General features: G+C 72.5%; 15 protein-coding genes and 1 pseudogene. 3 read left to right on the top strand and 13 right to left on the bottom strand.

The genetic code is table 11. The features are described 5' to 3' along the window. Positions 1-9: 9 nt before the first annotated feature. Positions 10-954, bottom strand: a complete 945-nt coding sequence (locus ACQP1N_RS28435) for a Zn-ribbon domain-containing OB-fold protein (RefSeq protein WP_433227610.1) — start codon at positions 952-954, stop codon at positions 10-12. Beyond that, positions 944-2,503, bottom strand: a complete 1,560-nt coding sequence (locus ACQP1N_RS28440) for an acyl-CoA synthetase (protein ID WP_433227611.1) — start codon at positions 2,501-2,503, stop codon at positions 944-946. The genes ACQP1N_RS28435 and ACQP1N_RS28440 overlap by 11 nt, the downstream gene beginning before the upstream one ends. Before the next feature lie 152 nt (positions 2,504-2,655). Between ACQP1N_RS28440 and ACQP1N_RS28445 the strand changes: the two genes are divergently transcribed. Continuing rightward, complete coding sequence (locus tag ACQP1N_RS28445; protein ID WP_433227612.1) at positions 2,656-3,468, top strand: crotonase/enoyl-CoA hydratase family protein; 813 nt, start codon at positions 2,656-2,658, stop codon at positions 3,466-3,468. 209 nt (positions 3,469-3,677) lie between these two features. Here ACQP1N_RS28445 and ACQP1N_RS28450 read toward each other — a convergent pair whose 3' ends face one another. Both ACQP1N_RS28450 and ACQP1N_RS28455 read right to left on the bottom strand, forming a co-directional pair. Continuing rightward, positions 3,678-4,787 carry an NAD(P)H-dependent flavin oxidoreductase gene (locus ACQP1N_RS28450; protein WP_433227613.1) on the bottom strand — a complete coding sequence of 370 codons (1,110 nt, stop codon included), beginning with the start codon at positions 4,785-4,787 and terminating at the stop codon, positions 3,678-3,680. Positions 4,788-4,945: 158 nt separating this feature from the next. Beyond that, positions 4,946-6,067: a DUF3068 domain-containing protein gene (locus tag ACQP1N_RS28455; RefSeq protein ID WP_433227614.1), complete on the bottom strand. Its 1,122-nt coding sequence runs from the start codon at positions 6,065-6,067 to the stop codon at positions 4,946-4,948. A 244-nt stretch (positions 6,068-6,311) separates the two neighbouring features. Here ACQP1N_RS28455 and ACQP1N_RS28460 point away from each other — a divergent pair, with 244 nt between their 5' ends. Beyond that, a complete protein-coding gene (locus ACQP1N_RS28460) occupies positions 6,312-7,085 on the top strand; it encodes a methyltransferase domain-containing protein (protein WP_433227615.1) in 774 nt (257 codons plus the stop codon). Beyond that, complete coding sequence (locus tag ACQP1N_RS28465; RefSeq protein WP_433227616.1) at positions 7,082-8,323, top strand: acyltransferase family protein; 1,242 nt, start codon at positions 7,082-7,084, stop codon at positions 8,321-8,323. Before ACQP1N_RS28460 ends, ACQP1N_RS28465 begins: the two co-directional genes overlap by 4 nt. Before the next feature lie 1,168 nt (positions 8,324-9,491). Here the strand turns inward: ACQP1N_RS28465 and ACQP1N_RS28470 are convergent. From ACQP1N_RS28470 to ACQP1N_RS28510, 9 genes and pseudogenes are all read right to left on the bottom strand, one after another. Then, positions 9,492-12,608 (bottom strand): annotated as a pseudogene (locus ACQP1N_RS28470) (alpha-(1->3)-arabinofuranosyltransferase domain-containing protein); the annotation flags it as partial. 35 nt (positions 12,609-12,643) lie between these two features. Further along, a complete protein-coding gene (locus tag ACQP1N_RS28475) occupies positions 12,644-13,834 on the bottom strand; it encodes a glycosyltransferase family 4 protein (protein ID WP_433227617.1) in 1,191 nt (396 codons plus the stop codon). Continuing rightward, the gene (locus ACQP1N_RS28480; protein WP_433227618.1) at positions 13,831-14,664 is read right to left on the bottom strand and encodes a glycosyltransferase; all 834 of its coding nucleotides are present in this window, start codon (positions 14,662-14,664) and stop codon (positions 13,831-13,833) included. Before ACQP1N_RS28480 ends, ACQP1N_RS28475 begins: the two co-directional genes overlap by 4 nt. Positions 14,665-14,677: 13 nt before the next feature. Then, the gene (locus ACQP1N_RS28485) at positions 14,678-14,809 is read right to left on the bottom strand and encodes a hypothetical protein (RefSeq protein ID WP_255218801.1); all 132 of its coding nucleotides are present in this window, start codon (positions 14,807-14,809) and stop codon (positions 14,678-14,680) included. Beyond that, entirely contained in the window at positions 14,809-16,509 is a 1,701-nt protein-coding gene (locus tag ACQP1N_RS28490) for a hypothetical protein (RefSeq protein WP_433227619.1), read from the bottom strand. Before ACQP1N_RS28490 ends, ACQP1N_RS28485 begins: the two co-directional genes overlap by 1 nt. Before the next feature lie 13 nt (positions 16,510-16,522). Further along, complete coding sequence (locus ACQP1N_RS28495) at positions 16,523-18,649, bottom strand: acyl-CoA dehydrogenase (protein ID WP_433227620.1); 2,127 nt, start codon at positions 18,647-18,649, stop codon at positions 16,523-16,525. Between the two features lie 54 nt (positions 18,650-18,703). Beyond that, on the bottom strand, positions 18,704-19,927 hold the full coding sequence (locus ACQP1N_RS28500; protein WP_067797591.1) for a hypothetical protein: 1,224 nt from the start codon (positions 19,925-19,927) through the stop codon (positions 18,704-18,706). A 75-nt stretch (positions 19,928-20,002) separates the two neighbouring features. Next, complete coding sequence (locus tag ACQP1N_RS28505; protein ID WP_242608609.1) at positions 20,003-20,851, bottom strand: EI24 domain-containing protein; 849 nt, start codon at positions 20,849-20,851, stop codon at positions 20,003-20,005. A gap of 11 nt (positions 20,852-20,862) precedes the next feature. Continuing rightward, positions 20,863-21,729 carry an SDR family NAD(P)-dependent oxidoreductase gene (locus ACQP1N_RS28510; protein ID WP_067797594.1) on the bottom strand — a complete coding sequence of 289 codons (867 nt, stop codon included), beginning with the start codon at positions 21,727-21,729 and terminating at the stop codon, positions 20,863-20,865. Positions 21,730-21,759: the final 30 nt, after the last annotated feature.

The following is a 21,759-nucleotide window of genomic DNA, read 5'->3' on the forward strand; positions in this document are numbered from 1 at the left end:
TCCCGCGCGTCACATGAAGTCCTTGATCTCTTCGAAGGGGACGTCGGGCTCGTCGATGGGCTCGAACCATTTGATGTTGGCCATCGTCCGGTCCCATTCCTCGCGGGGGCGCCACGCCGCCTTCACCCGCATGCCCATCCGGACCTGGTCCGCCGGGATGCCCGCGACGAGCGTCAGCATCGTCAGGCCCGCCCCGTCCAGCAGGACGTAGGCCGACACGAACGGCACCTCCGGGGCGCGCGGGTCGGGGATGTTGTTGACCGCGAACGTGGTGACGGTGCCGGTGTCCGGCAGCTCGACCTCCTCGCTCGTGGCGACGCCGTCGCGCGGGCACAGGCCCTTCATCGGGACGATGACCTGCTCGCACACCGGGCACCGGTGACCGAGGATCCTGCCCTGGGAGATGCCCTCCAGGAAGCGGCCGAGCGCCCGCCCGCCCTTGAGCTCGTACTCCAGCCGCGTCGGCGCGTTGATCGTCGTGACCTCGGGCTGGAAGCACTCGATGTCGCCGATGCCGCCGGAGCGGTCCGGACGCCAGCGGGGCCGCACCCGCATGCCCGACTTGAGGAACCGCGGAGGCTTCGCGCCCTCCTCGAAGACGCCGACGTCGAGCGCGTGCAGGATCGCGGTGTCGGCGCCGTCCGGCCTGATCAGCGCCCACGCGAACGGGCGGCCGAGCGGGTGCTCCTTCGCCGGGCGCGGCACCCACGACCATGTCGTGACCGTCCCGGCCGGGCCGACCTCGACGAACTCGTCCGTCACGTCCTCGCCGGTGTCCGGGTCGTACTCCGACGGCGGGACCAGCACCTTCCCGGCCGCCGTGCGGACGCCGACCAGCCGGCCGTCGCGCAGCTCGCTGAGGAACCGTCCGATCACCGGGCCGACCGAGCGCGTGTAGCCGCCCGGGAACCCCAGGACGTGGTTCGGCTCAGATGGCCCCGTGTCAGATGGCACTGGCGCGGTCCTCCCAGTACGGGTCCCGCAGCTTGCGCTTGAGGAGCTTGCCGTTGGGCTCGCGCGGCATCGTCTCGATGAAGTCGATGGACCTCGGCCACTTCATCTTGGCGAGCCGTCCCTCCAGCGACGCGAGGATCTCCTCGGCGAAGGCGGGGCCCGGCTCGACGCCCTCGGCGGGCTCGACGACGGCCTTGATCTGCTCGCCCCACTCCTCGTCCGGGATGCCGAACACGGCCACGTCCGCGACCTTCGGGTTCAGGATGATCTCGTTCTCGATCTCGGCGGGGTAGATGTTCGCGCCGCCCGAGATGATCATGTCGGCCTTGCGGTCGGACAGGAACAGGAACCCGTCGTCGGTGAGGTAGCCGATGTCGCCGACGGTGAAGTAGTCCTTGAGCCGGTTCTTCTCCGTCTTCTCCTTGTCGCCCTTGTACTCGAACTGGACGCCGGCCATCTTCATGTAGATCGTGCCGTGCGTGCCGTTCGGGACGGGGTTGCCGTCGTCGTCCACGATCAGCAGCTCGCTGATCGGCCACGCGCTGCCGACGGTGCCGGGGTGGGCGCGCCAGTCGGCCGGGCTCGCGATGGTCCCGCCGCCCTCGGTCGCCGCGTAGTACTCCCAGATGCAGTCGCCCCACCAGTCGAGCATCTGCCGCTTGATCGGCACCGGGCACGGCGCCGCCGCGTGGATCGCCCACTTCATGCTCGACACGTCGTACCGCGACCGGACGTCCTCGGGCAGCGCCAGCAGCCGCTTGAAGTGCGTCGGCACCATGTGGGTGTTGCTGACCCGGTGTTCCTGGATCATCCGCAGGGTGTCTTCGGCCTCCCACTTGTCCATGTAGACGAGCGTGTGGCCCATGTGCAGGGCGGTGCCGCCGAACTGGGTGACGGCCGTGTGGTAGTTCGGCGAGGTGATCAGATGGGCCTGGTGCTCGCCCCCGGCCGGACGTCCCGGCGGGATGCCGAACATGCCGGGCAGGAACGTCATCAGCTCGGCGCTGTCGTCGGGGTCGAAGCCGGCCAGCGCCCGCTTCACGCCCTTCGGCCGTCCCGTCGTCCCGGACGTGTAGTGCATGGTGGCGCCGTTGCTGCGGTCGTCCGGAAGCGTGTCGGGCCGCCCCTCGACCAGTTCCTCGTAGGGCCGGAAGCCCGCGACGTCGCCGAACGAGAACCGCCGGTGCGCCTCGATCTCCTCGCCCGCGCGCACGCCCTCCTCGGCGTACCGCTCGTGGACGAAGAACGCCTTGGCCTCGCTGTCGGCGACGATGTAGCCGATCTCCGGGCCGGTCAGGTGCCAGTTGATCGGCGTGTAGTACCAGCCGGCCTGCAACGCCGCCAGGTACAGCACGAGGCCCTCGGCACCGTTCGGGACGAGCCCGCAGATGCCGTCGCCTTTCTCCAGGCCGAGCGCGCGCAGCCCGTGAACGAGCCGGTTCGAGCGGGCCAGCAGATCGCCCGCGGCGTGTTCCGTTCCGTCCGGATCAACGGCGGCGATCCACTCGGGATCGGCCTGCGCCAACCGCCAGAAGCCCAATGACCCCATCGGTTCTCCCTACGTGATCATAGTGAGCACCGTCACACCGCGGCACCCGAAGTCCAAAGTAGATCACGTTCTCGTTTTGCAGTTCAAGACCTACCGGGAGGGCGGCGGCTTAACTAGAATCTGTTCTCGTTTTATTTCGAGCTGGAGGAACCATGGCGGAACGGCTGCCGATCAGCACCGAGCACTGCATCGTCGAGCGCGACGGCCACGTCGTCATCGTCACGATGAACCGGCCCGAGGCGCGCAACGCGCTCAGCTCGTCCATGCTGGTCGGCCTCGCCGACGCCTGGGCCTACATGTCCGACACGCCGGAGGTGCGGGTCGGCATCCTCACCGGCGCCGGGGGGACGTTCTGCGCCGGCGCCGACCTGAAGGCGATGGGCCGGCAGCCGTCGGACCCGCGCGTCCAGGAGCGCATGGCGCGGATTCCGAACTTCCACTGGAAGGGCCTGCTGCGCGAGGGCCAGCCGACCAAGCCGCTGATCTGCGCCATCGAGGGCTACGCGGTCGCCGGCGGAACCGAACTCCTGGTGGGCACCGACCTGCGCGTCGTGGCCGAGAGCGCGACCCTCGGCCTGTACGAGGCGAAGCGCGGCCTGTTCCCGATGGGCGGCTCGGCGATCCGGCTCCCCCGCCAGATCGGCTACGCCAACGCGATGGACATCCTCCTGACGGCCCGCTCGGTGACTCCGCGGGAGGCGCTGGCGATGGGTCTGATCAACAAGGTCGTCCCGGACGGCACCGCGCTCGCCGCCGCCCGCGAACTCGCCGACCAGATCGCCGGATGCGGCCCGCTCGCCGTCCAGGGCATCCTGCGCACCTACCGCGAGACCGCCCACCTCCCGGAGGAGGAGGCCCTCAAGGTCTCCGACGAGATCGGCTGGCCCGTCATCGGCTCCGAGGACGCCAAGGAGGGCTCCCGCGCCTTCAAGGAAAAGCGCCCCGCCGTCTACCACGGCAAGTAGCACCTTTCCGGCACAGGAGACGCCCTCCGCACAGAGCCGGTGTCCCGTCTCCGCCGCGCTGGACGAGTGGGAGGCCGCCGGGCGCCCCGGTGCACAATCTCACGAAGGGTTCATGGCGGAGATCCTCGGCGGCGCCGAGAACTGAGTGCGGCCCGAGGTCCGGCCGGCGCCGGGGGGACAGCGCCGGCCGGGGGCCTGGGGGCGGAGCGTCAGGCTTCGGTGATGGTGTTGAGGCGCTCGATGGCCTCGACGTACTCCTCGATCAGGTCGTAGACGACCTGGGCGGCCGGCTTGACCCGGTTCATCGAGCCGACGATCTGGCCGACCGGGAAGGTGACCAGCTCGCCGTCGCCCGAGCGCTGGATACGGGGCAGGGCGTCCGCGATCAGCATGAACTGCAGCGGCATCGGAAGGTAGCCGGGGGACTTCTCGCCCTCCCACGCCTCGGTCCACGCGGTCTTGAGGAAGCGCGCGGGCTTGCCCGTCCAGGCACGGGACCGGACGGTGTCGCGGGAGGTGGCGCTGAGCAGCTTCGGCAGGGCCCGCTCGGGGGTGTCGGCCTCCTCGACGGTCAGCCAGATCGAGCCCGTCCAGACGCCGTCCGCGCCGAGCGCCATGCCCGCGGCCATCTGCCGGCCCCGGCCGATGCCGCCCGCGGCGAGCACGATCGTCTCGTCGCCGACCGCGTCCACGACCTCGGGGATCAGGACCATCGTGGAGACGTCGCCGGTGTGACCGCCGGCCTCGGTGCCCTGCGCGACGATGATGTCCACGCCGACCTCGACCTGCTTGCGGGCGTGCCGTGCGCTGGACGCCAGGCCCGCGACCTTCACGCCGTGCTCGTGGGCCTGCTCGACGACGTCCGCCGGGGGCGGGCCGAGCGCGTTGGCCAGCAGCGCGATCGGGTGCTTGAGCGCGACCTCGACCTGCGGGCGGGCGGTCTGGTCCGTCCAGCCGAGCAGCGCCTTCGTCGCGGTGCCGGTGGACGGCTCGACGCCGTGCTCGGCGAGCAGGTCCTCCAGGAACCTCCGGTGCTCGGCGGGGATCATGCTCTGCAGCTTGCCGAGCATTTCCTCGGCGTCGCCCAGGTCGGCGCCCTCGTACTTGGCGGGCATGACCACGTCCACGCCGTAGGGCTTGCCGCCGACATGCTCGTCGATCCACTTGAGCTCGAGTTCGAGCTCCTCGGGAGTGAAGTGCAGGGCGCCGAGGACGCCCATGCCGCCGGCGCGGCTCACCGCCGCGACCACGTCGCGGCAGTGACTGAACGCAAAGATCGGGTACTCGATGCCGAATAGCTCGGTGACTCGTGTCCGCACAGCTTCGACCCTAGGCGCGCACCCGAAAAACTGCAACAGGTTCTACTTACGAACCTCGTCATTAATGGGTCTTCATCGCTCATCTAGAACACGTATCACCGAGATCTTCGGCGGGCACGCGAAAAGGCCCGCGCGGTGCGCGGGCCTTTGGCGGGGTGTCAGCGGCGTTTGGGCGGGCCGGCGGCGCGGCGCCGCTGGCGCTGGCTGCCGGGTGCCGGACTGCGGGCCGGGGGCGGCGAGGCCGGCGGGGCGGCAGGGGCGGGCGGTTCCGGGGGGTTCGGCGGATCGGGCGGGGTCATGTCACCGAACTTGCCGTCCGGGCGGCGCGGCGCCTCGATCGGCGGAGGGTCCCGGCGGGCGAGCCCGAGGAAGCCTCCGACGAACAGCAGGATCAGCCCGAAGAGGATCGAGCCGGCCGGGATGTAGCCGCGCACCAGGTCGATCTGCAGGGCGTTGTCGTCGGCCAGCTCGACCAGGCCCTTCTGGTCCTTGTCGACGGTGATGAGGTCGGCCTGGGCGACGATCATGCTGCCCTTGCCGTCCGGCGTCCGGACGGTGCTGCGGATGTTCTGGCGGTGCTTGACCGGGATGCCGGTGCGCGGGTCCACCCAGACGGTGTTGTACGCCTCGGTGTAGCGGTCCACCTTCTGGTTGCCGGCGTCGTCGGGCAGCCCCAGCATCCGCGGGGGCAGTTTGGTGTCGAGCGCGGCCGTCTTGGTCAGCGGGATCGTCTGGGTGAACCGGTACGCGGTGAGCCCCTGGACCTTCTCGACGGCGTTGAACTGCATCGGCGCCGCCTGCTTGGTCGTCATGTCGAAGAACGGGTAGTCGCGCTTCCGCACGTTCGCGAGCGGGAACAGCAGCCCGTACCCGGACATCCGGACGCTGTTGTCGCCGTCCACGTTGACGCCGCAGCAGTTGACCAGCACGCTCGTCCGGCGGTCGAACGCGATGCGGTAGCCCTGGATCTGGACGGGCTTGTCCGGCTTGGCCTCGTCGTAGATGTTGGTCGTGGAGTCCCAGACCGCGATGTCGTCGTTGCCCTCGTTGGCGCGGACGTCACCGCGGACGGTGTTCTTGGCGAGCAGGGTCACGCCGGTCTTGAACTTCAGGTCGGCCTGGTCGAAGTAGGTGGAGTCCTTCGACTCCAGCAGGGTCACCTGGTAGCGGTTCAGCGGTGCGACGACCACCTGGTCGGCCACGTAGAAGCGGACCAGCGGCGCGAGTGTGAGGAAGAAGGCACCCAGGCCGATCAGGACCAGGCCGATCGGTCGCCGCATGAACACCTCCGGGGGCTGCCGTCGCACTCAACGGCCGAGGGGCCGGGTCCGGCATGTCCGGGTTACCCTACAGTACCCGTGAAACCGACCGTCCAATAAGACTAGCGATCCCGCGGTGAGCGCCGTGGAAGGCGCTCCGGACACCGGCCGTGTCCGGCCGCCCGGCCGAATGCCTCCCCCCGTGCTCACGTACCGGCCGGTAAGCTCCCCGTTACCCCGGCGTCCCGACACAGTGAGGTGGCCCTTGGCCTCGGCTGCACGCGGTCAGGACGGGCTGTCTCCCGTCCCCCGGCACTGTGCGACGCTGGCGCGGTCGGTGCGGCTGCTGGCCGCGTTCCGGCGCGAGCGGAGCGAGCCGGAGTACTTCTACAGCCTGATGGCCCGTGACACCGTCGCGCTGCTCGGCTCGTACACCGGCCTGCGGGGCGCGACCGTCATCGACGTGGGGACGGGGTTCGGGTTCTTTGCGCGCGCGCTGACCGCGGCGGGGGCGCGCTGCGTCGGCATCGACCACGACCTTGGTGAGTTGACGGCGCACAACGTCCGTGAACCGAACCGGCTTGTCGCAAGCGCGCTCGCCCTTCCGTTCCGGACGGGGTCCGCGGACGTGTGCTTCTCGTCCAACGTGCTGGAGCACGTGCCCGACCCGTGGCGGATGGCCGACGAGATGGTCCGCGTGACGAGACCCGGCGGGACGGTCTTCCTGTCGTTCACCAACTGGCTGTCCCCGTGGGGCGGCCACGAGACCTCGCCGTGGCACTACCTCGGCGGTGACCGGGCCGCCCGGCTCTACGAGCGCCGGAACGGACGCCCGCCGAAGAACCGGTACGGCCACAACCTGCACCCCGTCTCGGTGTCGTCGGCGCTGGCATGGGCCAGAGGGCACAAGGACGTGCAGGTCCTGGACGCTTTGCCCCGCTACCATCCGCGCTGGGCGGAGGGCATCGTCCGCGTGCCGGGCCTACGGGAGATCGCCACCTGGAACCTCGTTCTCGTCCTGCGGAAGAACGGCTCGTGAGGCCCGCCACGCGAACCGCCCGGCCGGCACCGCCGCCGATCTCCGGCCATCAGGACACGATCGACGGCCTGCGGGCGGTGGCCGCGCTCGCCGTCCTCGTCTTCCACGTCGCCAGCGCGGCCGGGTCCATCGTCAACCCGGACGGCCCGCGATGGCTGTTCAACGGCGGCCAGGTGGGCGTGCCCGTCTTCTTCACGCTGTCGGGGCTGCTGCTCTACCGTCCGTGGGCCGCGACCGTCCTGGACGGGCGATCCGCCCCGCGCACCGTCGAATACCTGCGCAAGAGGGCGTTCCGCATCGTGCCCGCCTACTGGGCCGTGATCGTCGTCTACATGGCCACGGCGGGGCGAGACCACATCGGCGACCCCGTCACGTGGGTCTCCCTGCTCACGCTCACCCAGACCTATCTGCCCGACCCGTGGTGGAACGGCCCCCTGGGGCCCGCGGAACTCGGGCAGTTCTGGAGCCTCGTGGTGGAGGTCTCCTGGTACGTCACGCTGCCGTTCACCGCGGCCGTCCTCGCCTGGTACGCGCGCCGGGCGCAGACCCACGACGCCGGTGTCCGCGCCAAACGGCTGCTGACCGGCATCGGCGTGTACGCGTCACTGTCGTTCCTCTGGACGGCCGCCATGTTCGTCCCGGACCGGCACTCCCATCTGGGGCTGTGGCTTCCGCGGTACTTCGTCTGGTTCGCGATCGGGATGGCGCTCGCGGTCGTGACGGTGTGGGCGCGGCTGGACGAGCGGCGCCCGGTGGCGGCGCTGTGCCGGGCCGTGTCGGACTCGTGGGCGGCGTGCTGGGTCGCGGCGGCGGCGCTGTACGTCGTCGCGGCGACACCCGCCGCGGGCCCGCTCAGCCTGCAGACGCCGGACGCGTTCTGGACGTCCGCCCTGCACCTCGTCGTGTTCGGCCTGTGCGCGGCGGCGCTGGTCGCGCCGGTCGCGCTCGCCCCGGCCGGGCAGCCCGCGCTCGGCGCGATCCTCGGCAACCGGGTGATGCGGTTCCTCGGCCGGATCTCCTACGGCGTGTTCCTGTGGCAGTTGCTGATCATCGTCTCCTGGTACGACGCGACGGGCCGGGGTTTCCAGGGGGACGTGGCGACGGATCTGCCGCTGATGGCCGCGGCGTCCATCGCAGCGGGGACCCTGACCCACTACCTGGTGGAGTGGCCGGTGGGGCGGCTGACCCGGCGCCGGGACCGGTCCCGGCCGGCCCCTGCCCGGGCGCCGTCCAGCTGAGCGGGATCCGCCCGCCGGACTCGCCGCCGCCGGGCGGTTTCGGCCGCCACAGTTCGACGGCGATGCGCCCGACGGCGACGAGCCCGAGCAGTTGGGGCGCGATGTCGCCGAGCGGGCCGGACGGTTCGGCGGGGTTGTCGAGCAGGTCGAGCCACATCGCGGCGGCGAGGCAGCCGGTACCGGCGAGCAGCGCGATCGCCGCCGGCCACGGGGAGGCGAGCGCGCGCGGGACGGCGGAGCGGCGGGTGCGCGCCCAGCCGCACAGGGCCGCGACGGCGAGCGTGACGGCGACGCCGGGAAGGCCGGCGATCCAGCCGCCGAGCGCGGCGGCGAGCCCGATGGCCGCCCACGCCGGCCAGCCCGTCCCGGCGGTCAGCGCGCGCGGGGCCGGGCGCCGCCCGCCGGACCGGGCCGGCCAGAGCGCGGCGAGCAGCAGGACGAGGAGCAGGAGGAGGCCGGTGACGACGGCGATCCGCTGGGCCCGGTCGGGCGTGTAGGTCAGCTCGACGGCGCCGCTCGTGCCCGCGGGGACGAGCCAGCCCTGCTTCCATCCGTCCAGCCGGACGGGCCGCAGCACGGTGCCGCCGGCGGTCGCGCGCCACCCGGTGTTGAAGTTCTCGTTCACGGTGAGGAATGAGGCGGTGGCGGCGTCCACCTCCAGCCTGCGGGAGCCGGACCCCCAGTCGATGACCCTGACCTGCCGCGGCGGCGGCCGTCCGGTGGCGTCCGCCCCGAGCTTGGTCCCGACCGTCACCGTGTCGATCCGGTAGGCGTCGAGCGGGACGGAGGTCAGGTGGTTCTGCCCCTCGGTGAGCACGGCCTGCTTGCAGGCGGCGAACCGCAGGGGGCGACCGGCGAGCAGGTCGCCGAGGGTGCCGGTCACCTTGGTCTGGATCGTCCCGCCCTGCCCGCTCCCTGTCCGCACGGCATCTGCCTGACCGGTGCCGGTCAGGTCACCGCCGGACGGGTTCGCGGACGCCGCGACCCGGAGCTTCGGCCCGAAGCCGCACGGCAGTTCCAGCGGGTACGCCCGCACGTCCGGGAACGGTTTCACGCCGGGGACGGTCAGCTCGGCGAGCTGCACCGGCTGGGGCCGGCCGTCCCGGAAGAAGGTGATCGTCAGCCGGTCGGTCGTCATCGGGGCGAACGACAGCCTGCCCTCGCCGTCCGTCAGCCCCTCGCGGATCCGGCCGTTCCCGCCCCGGACGCGCAGCCGGATCGGGCCGGACGCGCCGGGCGGACGCGTGACCGTCACCGTGGACACCCGCTTGCGGCCCTTCCAGCGGACGGTGTACGCGGGCGCCTCGTCCTTCTCCGCCGCGATCCAGGACGTCGCCGGGTCGCCGTCGAAGCCGGATCTGGGCTGGTCCGCCGGGTGGCCGGACAGCGTGGAGCTGGCGGCGACGAGCGGCTGGCGGCGGGCGGCGGTGTACCGGTCGATGAGCCGCCGGTCGGTGAGGACGGCCGTCCCGGTGACGGGCGCCTTGCCGGTCACCGCCGAGGTGAACGTCCGGTCGAAGCCCGTACCCTCCTCGTCGCCGGAGCCGAGGGACGGCGAGCACACCCACCGCCGGCTGCCCTTCATGCATTCGTCCGCCGCGCCCGGCGCCCGGCTCATCACGTACGTGGCCGGCCCGCCGATTCCCGGCGGCGCGGGCATCGTGTAGGTGCGTGCCGGTTTCACGCCGCCGATGGACACCTCCGCGATCGCCGCGCGCGCGAACGCGGGAACGACCGGCTCGGCGGAGAGCCCGGTGATGCGCAGCCGCAGCCAGCGCGCCGGCCCGTCCGGTGCCCGCAGCGCCTGCGGGTTCGCGCTCTGCCGGACGTCCTGCTCCACCCTCCCGTTCTCGGTCTCGACGGCGACACGCGACACCGGCGGCCCGAGGGCGGGGTCCGGCGCGAACGTGGCGGTCAGGTTCCGGACGTCGCGGGCCCGGTCGAAGTCGACGCGGAGCCACTGCCCGACCGGCCCGCTCCAGCCGCCCGTCTGCCACGCGGTCAGCCGGTCGCCGTCGAGCGCGGCCCACGGGACCGCCTCCGGTTCGCGGGCCTGCGGGATCGCGTCGTCACCGGCCGCCGACGCGGACGCCGTGACGTCCCGGACCCCGCCGCCGTAGGTCACGTGCGTGGTGTACCGCTTCCAGCCCTTGTCCAGGACGTCGGTGGCCTCGCCCCGGTGGGCGGCGGACATCGTCGGCGACGTCTGGTGCAGCTCACCGAAGTTGCGGCGCAGCAGCCGGGGCGAGTCGGTCACGACCGGGGTGCCCTTGAGGTCGGCGGCGTCGTCGTCGAGCAGGACGGGACCGTCCGGCAGCGCCTTGTCGTCGGCCATGGCGAGCAGCGACTCCGGCCCCCCGTACACGCGGACGGGGTTCGACGCGCCGGCGAGGTTCACGACGTCAGCGGCGCCCTCGACCTCGTAGACCTCCAGTGGCGGGTACTTCTGGTCGACCGCCGACACGGCGTCGTCGTTGTCGCCGCCGACGGGCCCGCCGAACGATGCGACCCTGCGCAGGCCGGGTGAGGCGTCCATGGCCTGGTGGAGGCGGGTGGGCCAGGCGCCGCGCAGCGTCTCCCGCCGCAGGTCATTGCGGACCAGGACGTACCGGACGCCCATCCGGCCGAGGAAGCCGCCCAGCCCCGGCGATCCCTGCCCGGAGCGCACCTGCTGGTCGATCGCGTCCAGCGCCCGCGTGTAGCCGGGCGACCCGGCCGGGACGAGCTGCCGGACCCCCCACCGCGCCACCAGCAGCGGCTGGACGATGTCGTCCATCGGACGGCCCCACAGGTACTCGCCGAACGGCGCCCCCGGAATGGCGAGCACGCCCTGCCGGCCCGCGCGGGCGTTGAGCCAGGACGCCGCGTCCCGCCAGTACTTCGGCACCTGCGTGAAGTCGCCGGGCCCGGTGAGGCCGTGCGAGACGGCGGTGAGCCCGATGCCGCCGAGCGCGACGGCAGCGGCGACCGGCAGGCTGAGCAGCGCCCTCGGGGTGAGCTTGAACGCCGGCCCGGCTCCGTCGCCCAGCCCGCGCACCCGGGCGTCCTGGGCGTGCCGGGCGGCGGCGACGAGCACGTGGGCGAGGCCGAGCGCGAGCGGCAGCCGGACGACCGCGTCGAACTTGTGCAGGTTGCGCAGCGGCGCGAGCGGGCCGTCCAGCAGGTCGCGGAGCTGGGCCGCGAACGGGCCCGGGATGTCGCTGATATGGCCCATCGACAGGATCGTCACCCCGGCCAGCAGCGTGAGCAGCAGGAACGTCCGTTCCGGCAGCAGTCGGCCCAGCAGCCCGGCGAGGCCGAGGGCCGCGACGACACCGGTGCAGATGATCGGGACGGGGCTGAGCGAGAGGCCGTGCCCGACCGGCCACCAGACCTGCCCGTCCACGATCAGGTAGTTGACCCAGCGCTCCGCGCCGCGCAGCACGTTGATCAGGCCGGTCGGCCCGGTCGTCGTGTCGGCCTTCTCGGTGTAGGTCAGCCAGGAGAACCCGTACGTGCCGGTGAGCAGCAGCGGGACCAGCCACCAGGCCGTCGCCGCGCCCGCGCCCGCCGACCACCACGCGAGCATCCGGGCGCGGAACGACCCGCGCGGCCTCGTCACGATGTACAGCAGCGGGACGACGAGGACGGCGGCGGTGGCGGTCGCGTTGATGCCGCCGCAGCAGGCGATCGCGAGCCCCGACCGGGCCGCGGCCCGCAGCCGTCCGCCCTCCCCGGACGCCGCGGCGACCAGCGGCAGCACGATCCACGGCAGCATCGCGACCGGCAGGTACTCCGCGGAGATCTGCCCCAGCGTGGCCAGCCCGTTCGGGGCGAGCGCGTACGCCATCGCGGCGAACAGCCGCGGGCCCGGGCCGCCGATGCCGAGCCGCCCGGCCAGCCGCCACATGCCGGTGCACGCCAGGCACATCAGCAGCGCCAGCCAGAACCGCTGGGTGATCCAGGCGGGCATCCCGAGGACGTCGCCGAGCGCGAAGAACGGGCCCATCGGGAACAGGTAGCCGACGGCCTGGTTCTGCAGCTGGCCGAACTGCTCGGGGTCCCACAGGTGGAGGGCGCGGCCGAGGAACCCGAGCGGGTTCACCGCCATGTCGATCTTGGTGTCGGCGAGGATGGCGCCGGGCCGGGTGCCGAACGCGAGCGCGGTCAGCGCCAGGCAGCCCGCGAGGACGCGCAGCCTCTCCCGCAGCCGCTCGGCGGCGTCCGGGCCGTCCGGCCCGTCCGGCCCCTGGACGGGCGGACGGGACGCGCCGGCGCGGGGCGGATCCGCCTCTCCCACGGCCATGCTCGCCCTCTGCCCCTCTCTGTGCTCCCCCGGCGTCAGCCTGGGTGCTCGTCACCGTACCCGCGTCCGCCGGGGGCCCGGACGCCGGTGTTCCCGGCGCCCGCGCCCCGGACGGCGGCGGTCACGAGGCCGCGCATCCGGCCTGCGGTGCGCGCCCAGTCGAAGCCTGCCGCCCACCTCTGACATTCCGTGGCGAACCGATCGCGCACCGTGCGGTCGGCCAGCTCCTTGAGGGCGCGTTCGACCACGCCGGCCTGGTCATCGCCCTCATGGACGAGCCATCCGGTGGTCCCGTCGCGGACGGCGTCGCGCAGGCCGTCCACGTCGTGGGCGACGGTCGGGACGCCGAGCGCGGCGGCCTCGATCACGCTGAGGCCCCACCCCTCCCCCTGCGACGTGCTGAGATGCAGGTCGGCGCGGGCGACCAGCGCGGCCTTGACGTTCTCGGGGACATAGCCGTGCGCGATGACGACGCCGTCCAGGCCCCGCGCGCCGATCGCGGTTTTCAGCGCGGGCGCCTCCGGCCCGTCCCCGATGATGTGGAGCTTGAGCCCAGGGCGGGTCGCCGTGAGGCTCTGCGCGAGGTCGAGGAGCAGGTGGAGACGCTTGTGCGGGACGAGACGGGTCACGCACACCAGGTCGGGGTCTCCGCGAGGCTCCGCGACCACGCCATCGGGTTCGGCGACGGACGATCCGTTGTGAACGACATGGGCGGGCCCCGTCCACCCCAGCCGTTCCCTGACGGCGCGCAACGTGGACGGCGAGACGACCACGAACGTGTGCCGCCGATACGTCCAGCGGCTCACCGGCCCCTCCAGGACTTGCCCGACCCAAGCCAGCCACCTGGGAAAGTACAAGTCGAACTGGGCGTCGTGCACATGGTGGACGACGCAGAACACCGGTACTCGCCGGGGCAGCACCCAAGGCGTGAAGAACGGGATGCCGTTCTGGCAGTCGATGACGGCATCGAACCGCAGGCGGCGCCCCAGCATCCACAGCAGCACCAACGGGTAGACGGTGAACCGGCCACCGAGACGGACGAATTCCACGTCCTCGACCCGTTCCCTGCGCTTCTGCCCGGGGACCCTGCACGTCACGTAGTGGACGCGGGCCCCCTCACCAGCGAACCTGCGCGCCAGCTCCCAGGCGTAGCGTTCGGCGCCTCCGGCGGCGGGATGCCAGGGATCCCGCCAGTTGACTACCGCCAGCCGCAGATCCGCGCTCATCCCGACTTGGCGCTCGGCGCCCGCTCCGGGAGAGCGACGGGCACCGGGCGCGGCTCACGCAGCATCGTCCGGACGGGCACGACGGGGGTGATCGGCGTCGCCGGCACGCGGAAACCGGCGCGCACGCGGATCCGAGCGAGGTCCAGCATGCATTCCAATGAATGACGCGTCACGGAGAACGTCGAGCCCGGACGGTCGCGCCAGACCACCGGGATGGCCGTCACGGACGCCCCTCGCCGTACGCAGTGGGCCAGAAGCTCGACGTCGAACGAGAAACCGGCGGTGCGCAGTTCCCCGGCGGCGGCCCGTCCGAGCGGCCCGTCGAAGAACTTGAATCCGCACTGGGTGTCCTGGATGCCGCCTACGAGGTCGCGGACGATCCGGTTGAACGTGATGGCCCCGAGCCGCCTGACCGGCAGCGCGTACCCCTGGACCACCGACCGGCGGTGGCGCCTTGACCCGACCACGACCGGGCGGCCCTCGCGCAGCAGGGCGATGGCTTCGTCCAGCGCGGCAAGGTCCGTTGCCATATCGGCGTCCATGAATCCGACATACGGGGCGCGCGTCTCCAGCAGTCCGGCCCGGACCGCCGCCCCCTTGCCCCTGCGTTCGCAGTGCACCAGCCGCACCGGCACCGGACCGCCCCAGGAGCGGACGATGCCGGCCGTCCCGTCGGTGCTGGCGTTGTCGACGACGATGATCTCCGCCCGCAGCGGGAGGCCGGCCAGCTTCGCACACAGCAGATGCAGTCCCGCCGGAAGCCGGTCGGCCTCGTTGTGGGCGGGAACGATGATCTCCAGGAGGGCGGTGCCGTCATGCCAGGTCCCCATCAGGGCCTACACGTCACCGGGAGCCGTAGTTGTACAGCGGCTTGATGACGGGGTCCTTCTGGGAGGCGTTCGCGAGCTGGACCGCGCCGAACGACGCTCCGGTGGCCAGCAGGGCGCCGACCAGTGCGGCGATGGCGATGCGCATCAGGGGGTCCTTCGTCGGTCATCGGGGCGGCGGGGCTTGATACTGCCGAGTAATGAAAGGCTCAGAGTAGTACCTGGGGCCGGGATTGACCAGAAAACGAGCAGGCTCGCAATGCCCCACCCGACCACCACGGGCGCCACCGGCACGCCGTCCCCGGCGGCGGACGCGGCTCCGCCGATCCGGTAGACGACGAGGTCGGGGCCTCTCAGCATCTCCGCCACCTCGCCCTCCGGCCGAACCGAACCGGTATCCGCGTCGACCACGACATACCGGATGCCCTCGGCACGGAGCATCGCGGCCGGCGGTGCCCCGGTCTTCGCGGCCGGCGCGAGCCTGACGGACCTCGGATCCTCGGGCGGGACGGTCGTCTCCCCCACCGTGACCGCGTCGTCCACGATGACGCGCCGATGCAGATAGCGCGGCAGCGGATCGAGCACCCGCCGCCCGTGGTTCCACGGGTAGCTCCGGTACGAGGCCCACGGCAGAACCAGCACGTCACCCTGCTCAGGGTCACCGTTGATGATCTGCCGCGCGCGCGCCCAGTCGTCCGGGTAGCGGACGGCCCGCAGTTCACCCGCCGCCCCCCAGGCCAGCGTCGGCAGCAGGAGCACCGGCGCGGCCATCGCTCCCGCGGCCACGCCCGGCCACCGCGCCTCGGCGGCCCGGTCGGCGGCCAAGCCGAGCCCGGCGGCGACCACGACGGCCAGCGGCGCCACATACTGCTGCCCGTCCCGCACCACGGCGAACCCGCCCCACAGGCCGATGGCCCCTTCGAGGACGGGAGCGGCCACCGCCCCCAGGCCCGCGATCGCGAACCCGGCGATCCCGGCGACCGCCGCGCCCCGCCACCAGGGGAGCCCCCGCCCCCACTTCCCATAGGCAACGAGCGCACCCACCACGACGATCAGCCAGATGGCCGCGGTGACCGGCGCCCCATATCCGCTGGGCACCGTCTCCCCGTTCCACACCCCGCCGAGCAGAAGCAGGCTCCCCGCCGCCCCGAACGGTGTATCCGCCCGAGCCGCGAACAGCCCGACGGCCGTCCCCTCCCCGGGCACCCCGCCCGCCCGCGACACCCCCGGCACCAGCCAGGGGAGGCTCAACGCCCCCACGACCCCGGCAACGCGAAGGCCACCGCGGGGACGGCCGCTCACCAGGGCGACCGTCAGGGCCGCTATGGCGGTGACCGTCAAGGCCGCGAAGCCGCCGATGGCGGCGGGGAGGAGGGTCCGGGTCAGGCGGCGGGTGCCGCCGGGTTCGTCCGTGCGAGCGGCGGCAGCCACGACCCAGGGCAGGGCCGCGTAGCCGAGGAGGAGCGCCCATTGGCCCAGAAGGAGCCGTTCGGCGACGAAGGGGTTCCAGGCGTAGCAGACGCCGGCGGCGAGGCGGGGCAGGAGGCGGCGGGACGGCACCAGGGACGCCGCCGATGTGCACGCCATGACGAATATCGCCAGAAGGACGAGCTTCTGCGCGATGTCCGCCGGGACGGCGGCGGCGAGGGCGGTGACGAACGCGTCGCTCGGGACGTGCCGGGGGACGACCCCCGTCAGCCCGAACGTCATGGACGTGAACGCGGGGTCCGGCACGAACACCATGTCGTACGACAGGACGAACCCGGGCGCGAGCCCCGGCCCGAGTGCCGCAAGCCCGAGCCCCAGCCCGGTCAGTGCGGCCACCAGGTGCCGCGTCCGCTCCCCCATGTGAGCCTGGACGCTACCCCACCGGCTCTGGGTCGCGCGGCAGCCCGAGGATGCGCTCACCGATCACATTGAGGTTGACCTCCGTGGTGCCTCCGCCGATGGTCATGGCGCGGGACGCCAGGAGGTAGCGGGTCCAGCGGGCGCGCAGGTCGTCCTGCCGGCCGCCGGTCAGCGCGCCGTCCTCGCCGAGGAGCGTGAACCCGAACTCGGTGACCTGCTGGCCGTGCTCCATCGCCACCAGTTTCCGGACGTTGGCGGTGGCGCCCGGGTCCGTGCCGGAGAGCTGCTTGAGCGTGGCGCGGAGGCCGAGGAGGTTGAACGAGTGCTCGTCGCAGGCGAGGCGCCCGAGTCCGTCGCGGACGACCGGGTCGCCGTCCAGGCCCAGTGCGGCGGCGAGGTCCAGCAGCTTGGGCAGGTCGCCGCCGAGCTGGAAGGTGCTGGTCAGGCCGACGCGCTCGTTGGCGAGCGTGGTGCGGGCGACGCGCCAGCCGGCGCCCACGGGGCCGACGACGAGGTCGTCCGGGACGAACACCCCGTCCAGGAACACCTCGTTGAAGACGGCGTCACCGGTGCATTCGCGCAGCGGGCGGATCTCGATGCCGGGCGCGGCCATGTCCACGAGGAAGTAGCTGATCCCGTCGTGTTTGGGCCGGTCGGGGTCGGTGCGGGCGATGCAGATGCCCCACTGGGCCTCGCGGGCGAGGGACGTCCAGATCTTCTGCCCGGTGAGCGTCCAGCCGCCCTCGGCGCGTTCGGCGCGCGTCCGCAGCCCGGCGAGGTCGGAGCCCGCGCCCGGCTCGGAGAACAGCTGGCACCAGATGATCTCGCCGCGCAGCGTCGGCGGCAGGAACCGCTCCCGCTGCTCCGGCGTCCCGTACTGGACCAGCGACGGGACGACCCATCCGGCGATCATCAGCGGCACCGGGCGCACCTTCGCCGCCGCCAGTTCCTGCTGGATGACGAGCTGCTCCAGCGGCCCGGCGCCGCGTCCCCACGGCTTCGGCAGGTGCGGCGTCACCCAGCCGCCCTCCGCCATCGCCGCCCGCTGGTCGAGGAGCTCCATCGCGGCCAGTTCGGCGACGCGGGCGCGGATCTCCGCGCGGACCGGCGCGGCGTCTTCGGCCAGTTCGACGCTCATCGGCCGCCGGACGCCGCGCACCGCCAGCGCGGCGACGTCGGCCAGGTGCTTGCCGGCTCGCCCTAGAAGCGCCCGGAGCGTCAGCGCCCGCCGGTAGATGAGGTGGGCATCGTGCTCATAGGTGTAGCCGATTCCCCCATGGATCTGGATGTTGCCCTCAGCACAGGCGACCGCGGCGTCCGCTGCCAGTACCGCGGCGACTCCCACCGCGTAGGCACGCTGTTCTTCTGGTTCGGCCAGCGCGCGCGCCGCGTCCCATACGGCGGCCCTGGCGCGCTCGACGGCGATGAGCATCCGGGCGCACTTGTGCTTGACGCCTTGGAACTGGCCGATCGGGCGTCCGAACTGCTCCCGCAGCTTGGCATAGGCCACGGCGTCGTCCAGGGCACGTCCCGCGACACCACATGCCTCGGCACCGAGCAGGACGGTGGCGAGGGCCTGCGCGTCCGCTCCGCTCAGGAAGCGGTCGACGGTCACGCCCTCGACGGTGACCGATCCCACCGGACGCGTGATGTCGAGCGACTCCAGCGGCCCCACGGTGACGTCATCCCGGTCAAGGACGACCCAGCGGTCACCGGCCGGGAGCACGAACAGATCGGCCAGCGGGGCGCCCAGCACAGGTCGAAGCGTGCCGGAGACCGCCGAGCCGTCCACCTCCAGGCTGCCCGACAGCGCCACCGCCGCGGTCCGCGAACCGTCGGCCAGGCCGGTCACCTCGGCCCCGCACGCGTGCAGGACCGCGGACGCCAGGACGGTCGGCGTGTACGGGCCGGGGGCGAGCACCCGGCCGAGTTCCTCCAGCGCGACGGCCTGCTCCAAAAGCCCGAAGCCCTGCCCGCCCGCGTCCTCGGGCAGGTGCAGGCCGGGCAGTCCCTGGGCGGCGAGCGCGGGCCAGAAACCGGCGTCCGCCGCACGTGCGACCCGCGGCGCGATGTTCCGCTCCGCGAACCCGCGTACCGACGCCGCCAGCGCCTCGTGCTCCTCGGTCAGCCCGATCGCCATGGCCACCCCTCTCCTCGGACGTGGCCACACCCTATTAGAACGTCGTTCGGTCTGTCAGGGGGCGACCTTCAGCCCGCCGAGAAACTCGTTCACATCCGGCAGCCGCTGCTTGTGCGTGTTCGGCATCGACGCGAACACCACCGCCGGCGTCTTGCGGCCGGTGTCGATCACGGCGGTCGCGACGACCTCGCCCGTGGCCCGCACGCCGCTGCGCTGGTAAGTCAGGTACGAGGCGATCACCCAGCCCTCGTGCCCGTCCACGCGCAGCTCCTGCGACGCCAGCGGCGCCGTCTTGTGCGGGAACGCGTAGTACTGGGCCTCATATCCCTGCGCGACCAGGCCCGCGACGTTCTTCACGCTCTTCGGCCCCTGGTAGGCGCTCATCATGCCCGGGTGCAGCGTCCCGGTGAGCAACTGGCCGTACCAGAGCTGCCCGGCGTGCCGCTCCGTCACCAGGATCTGCTGCCCGGACCATCCCGGCGTGCCGAGCCTGTTCTTCTTCGTCGGCACCTGCCAGGGAGCCGCCAGCCGCGGATATGACAGCCCGGAGTGCGCGTCGTTCACCCGTCCGAGCACCTTGCTCGGCTTCCCGGCGAACTTCGCGAGCGGCTTGTCCGGCGGCAGGTCCGCCTGCGCCGCCTCCGACTGCTCCGCCGCGGCCCGCTTGTCGGCGTTGCCGACCGGCTCCGCGGGCTCGTCGCCGCCCTTCAGCAGGTAGACGGCACCGGCCGCGATCAGCGCGGCCACCAGCAGCCCGATCCCGCCGAACAGCACGAGCCCGGACCGGCCGCCGCCCTCGTCCAGCATGTCCCGCGACGGCCTCGGCGACCCGCCGAGCTTGGCGTCGGCGGACGCCTCGTCCGCCATCCACTCCGGCATCTGCCAGTTGCCGCTGCTCGGCTTGCCCGGCTTGGCGGGCTGCCCCGCCCCGGTCGGGACGGCCGGCACGTAGTTGTCCTGGTCACCCGAGTCCTGGTCGCCCGGCCCCTCCTCGAAGAGCGACCCCTCCCACTGAGGTGCCTCCTCCTCCGGGACGGGCGCGACCTTGACGTCGTCGGAGTCGCGCCCCGCGGGCTCCGCCGCCTCGCCCCGCGCACCGCGCGGCCCCTCGTCCGCATCGGGGTCCGCGGGCATGAAGCCCTCCGGCGCCTGGGGCTCGCGGAAGGCCGCCTGCGGTCCGGTCGCGCTCTCTGCGCCGGATTCCTGCCGGGGCTCGTCCCACGGCTCGCTCTCGCTCATCTCGGTCCAGCGCACACCGCGCTCCCCCTGATCGGACATGCGGCACACGTTACGCGAAGATCAGGAGTGGGAATCCGACCCACAATCACGCTCAGGACACATCTTTCTCACACCTCAATGACGCTTTGCCGCACCATCGTCACCATGCGCCACCAATGGGTCGTCTGCCAGGCGTTCTCTGGCCAGGAGCGTGGCTCCCGCCACCGCACCCGGCATGGCGAGCACCGCGCCCAGCGGAATGAGGAACACCACAAAAGTCGCGGCGCCGAACCCGACGACGAGCGGCCGGTCGGCCTTCAGCCGCGTGAACCGCTCCCTGCGCAGGATCCCGCGCCGCTCCAGCGCGATCGAGGTCAGCTCGCCCGCGAGGAAGTAGCCCGACACCAGCGCCGCGATCACCGGGACGACCGTCTGCCCCACCACGGGCAGGAACCCGCACGCGAAGAACACGACCGCGAACACCAGCGCGACGGCCCCGACGATCAGCGTGTCCTTGACCGCCCGCCCGATCTGGACGAGCAGCGGGACGTCCGGCTCCGCCGGCGCACCCCCCTGCGACTCCTCCACCCGGACCGCGATCGCCTCGTAGAACGGGTCCCCGACCAGCAGCGTCACCGCGGTGAACGTGATCACGGCCAGGAACAGCGCGGACCCGTAGAGCGCGAGGCCCGCGACGACCCGCGCGGACGTCCGGGCCGCGTCCGGCCAGCCGTCGGCGAACCCCGTCACCCACCCGGCCAGGTCGTCGAGCTGGAACGCGAGGAAGATCAGCGCCGCCGTGTACCCGGCCAGCACGACCAGCGCCGGGATCAGCCCGAACAGCCACTGGGCCGGATGCCGCGCCATCCAGCCGATGCCGCGCATCAGATAGCCGGCGCCGCCGAACAGGTCCTTGAGCGCGGAGGGTTTCGGGGGCGGCTGCGGGGGGTTCCCCGTACCGGGCGGGATGTGCTGTGGGTTCACGCACCCAGACCCTATAGGGCAGGCAGCCCCACAAGGCGGGCGGAACAGTCCCAAACCGCCCGCTGTAGCTCGGGATTCTTCAGCGCCCCCGCCGTCGGCAGCAGCCCGGCGCCCGGCGTCGAACTGTAGAAGCCGCCGCTTCGTCCCTCGAACTCCTCGTCCAGGGCAAGCCGCAGCGCCATGCGCGCCCCTTGCGCCGGCGTCCGCAGCACCGGGGTGCGGGCCAGCAGCGCCGCGGCCCGTCCGCTCCCCGGCACGTCCCTGAACAACCCCGTCGCGACGGCGCCCGGGCACATCGCGTTGACCGTGACCCCGCTGCCCTCCATCCGCCTCGCCAGTTCCTGCGCGAACAGAATGTTGAGCAGCTTGGACCGCCCGTACACGCGCAGCGACCCCGCCGGGCCGTAGGACCCCGGCTCGGCCAGCCGTTCCACCTCGAACCGGTCCGCCTGCCGGTGCGCCTCGGACGCCACGACCACCACCCGCGACGGCGCGCCCTTCTCCAGCAGCCCCAGCAGCAGGTTCGTCAGCAGGAACGGCCCCAGATGGTTCGTCGCGATCATGCGGTCATAGCCGTCCGCGCTGACCTTGGCCCGCAGCAGATGCACGCCCGCGTTGTCGACGAGCACGTCCAGCTGGTCGAACCGCTCCTCCAGCGAGGCCGCGACCCGGCGGACGTCCATCAGCACCGACAGGTCCCCGATGAACGTCTCGACCCGCGCGCCGGGCACGTCCCGCGTGAGTTCCTCGACGGTGGCGGCGCCCCGCATCTCGTTCCGGCAGACGATCCCCACCAGGAACCCCGCCCGCGCCAGCCCCCGCGCGATCTCCTTGCCGATCCCGGACGTCCCCCCGGTGACAATCGCGATCTTCCCCATCCCTCCACCGAACCACCCCCCACCCCTCCG

The sequence above is a fragment of the Actinomadura formosensis genome, assembly GCF_050948385.1.
Lineage (GTDB): Bacteria > Actinomycetota > Actinomycetes > Streptosporangiales > Streptosporangiaceae > Spirillospora > Spirillospora formosensis.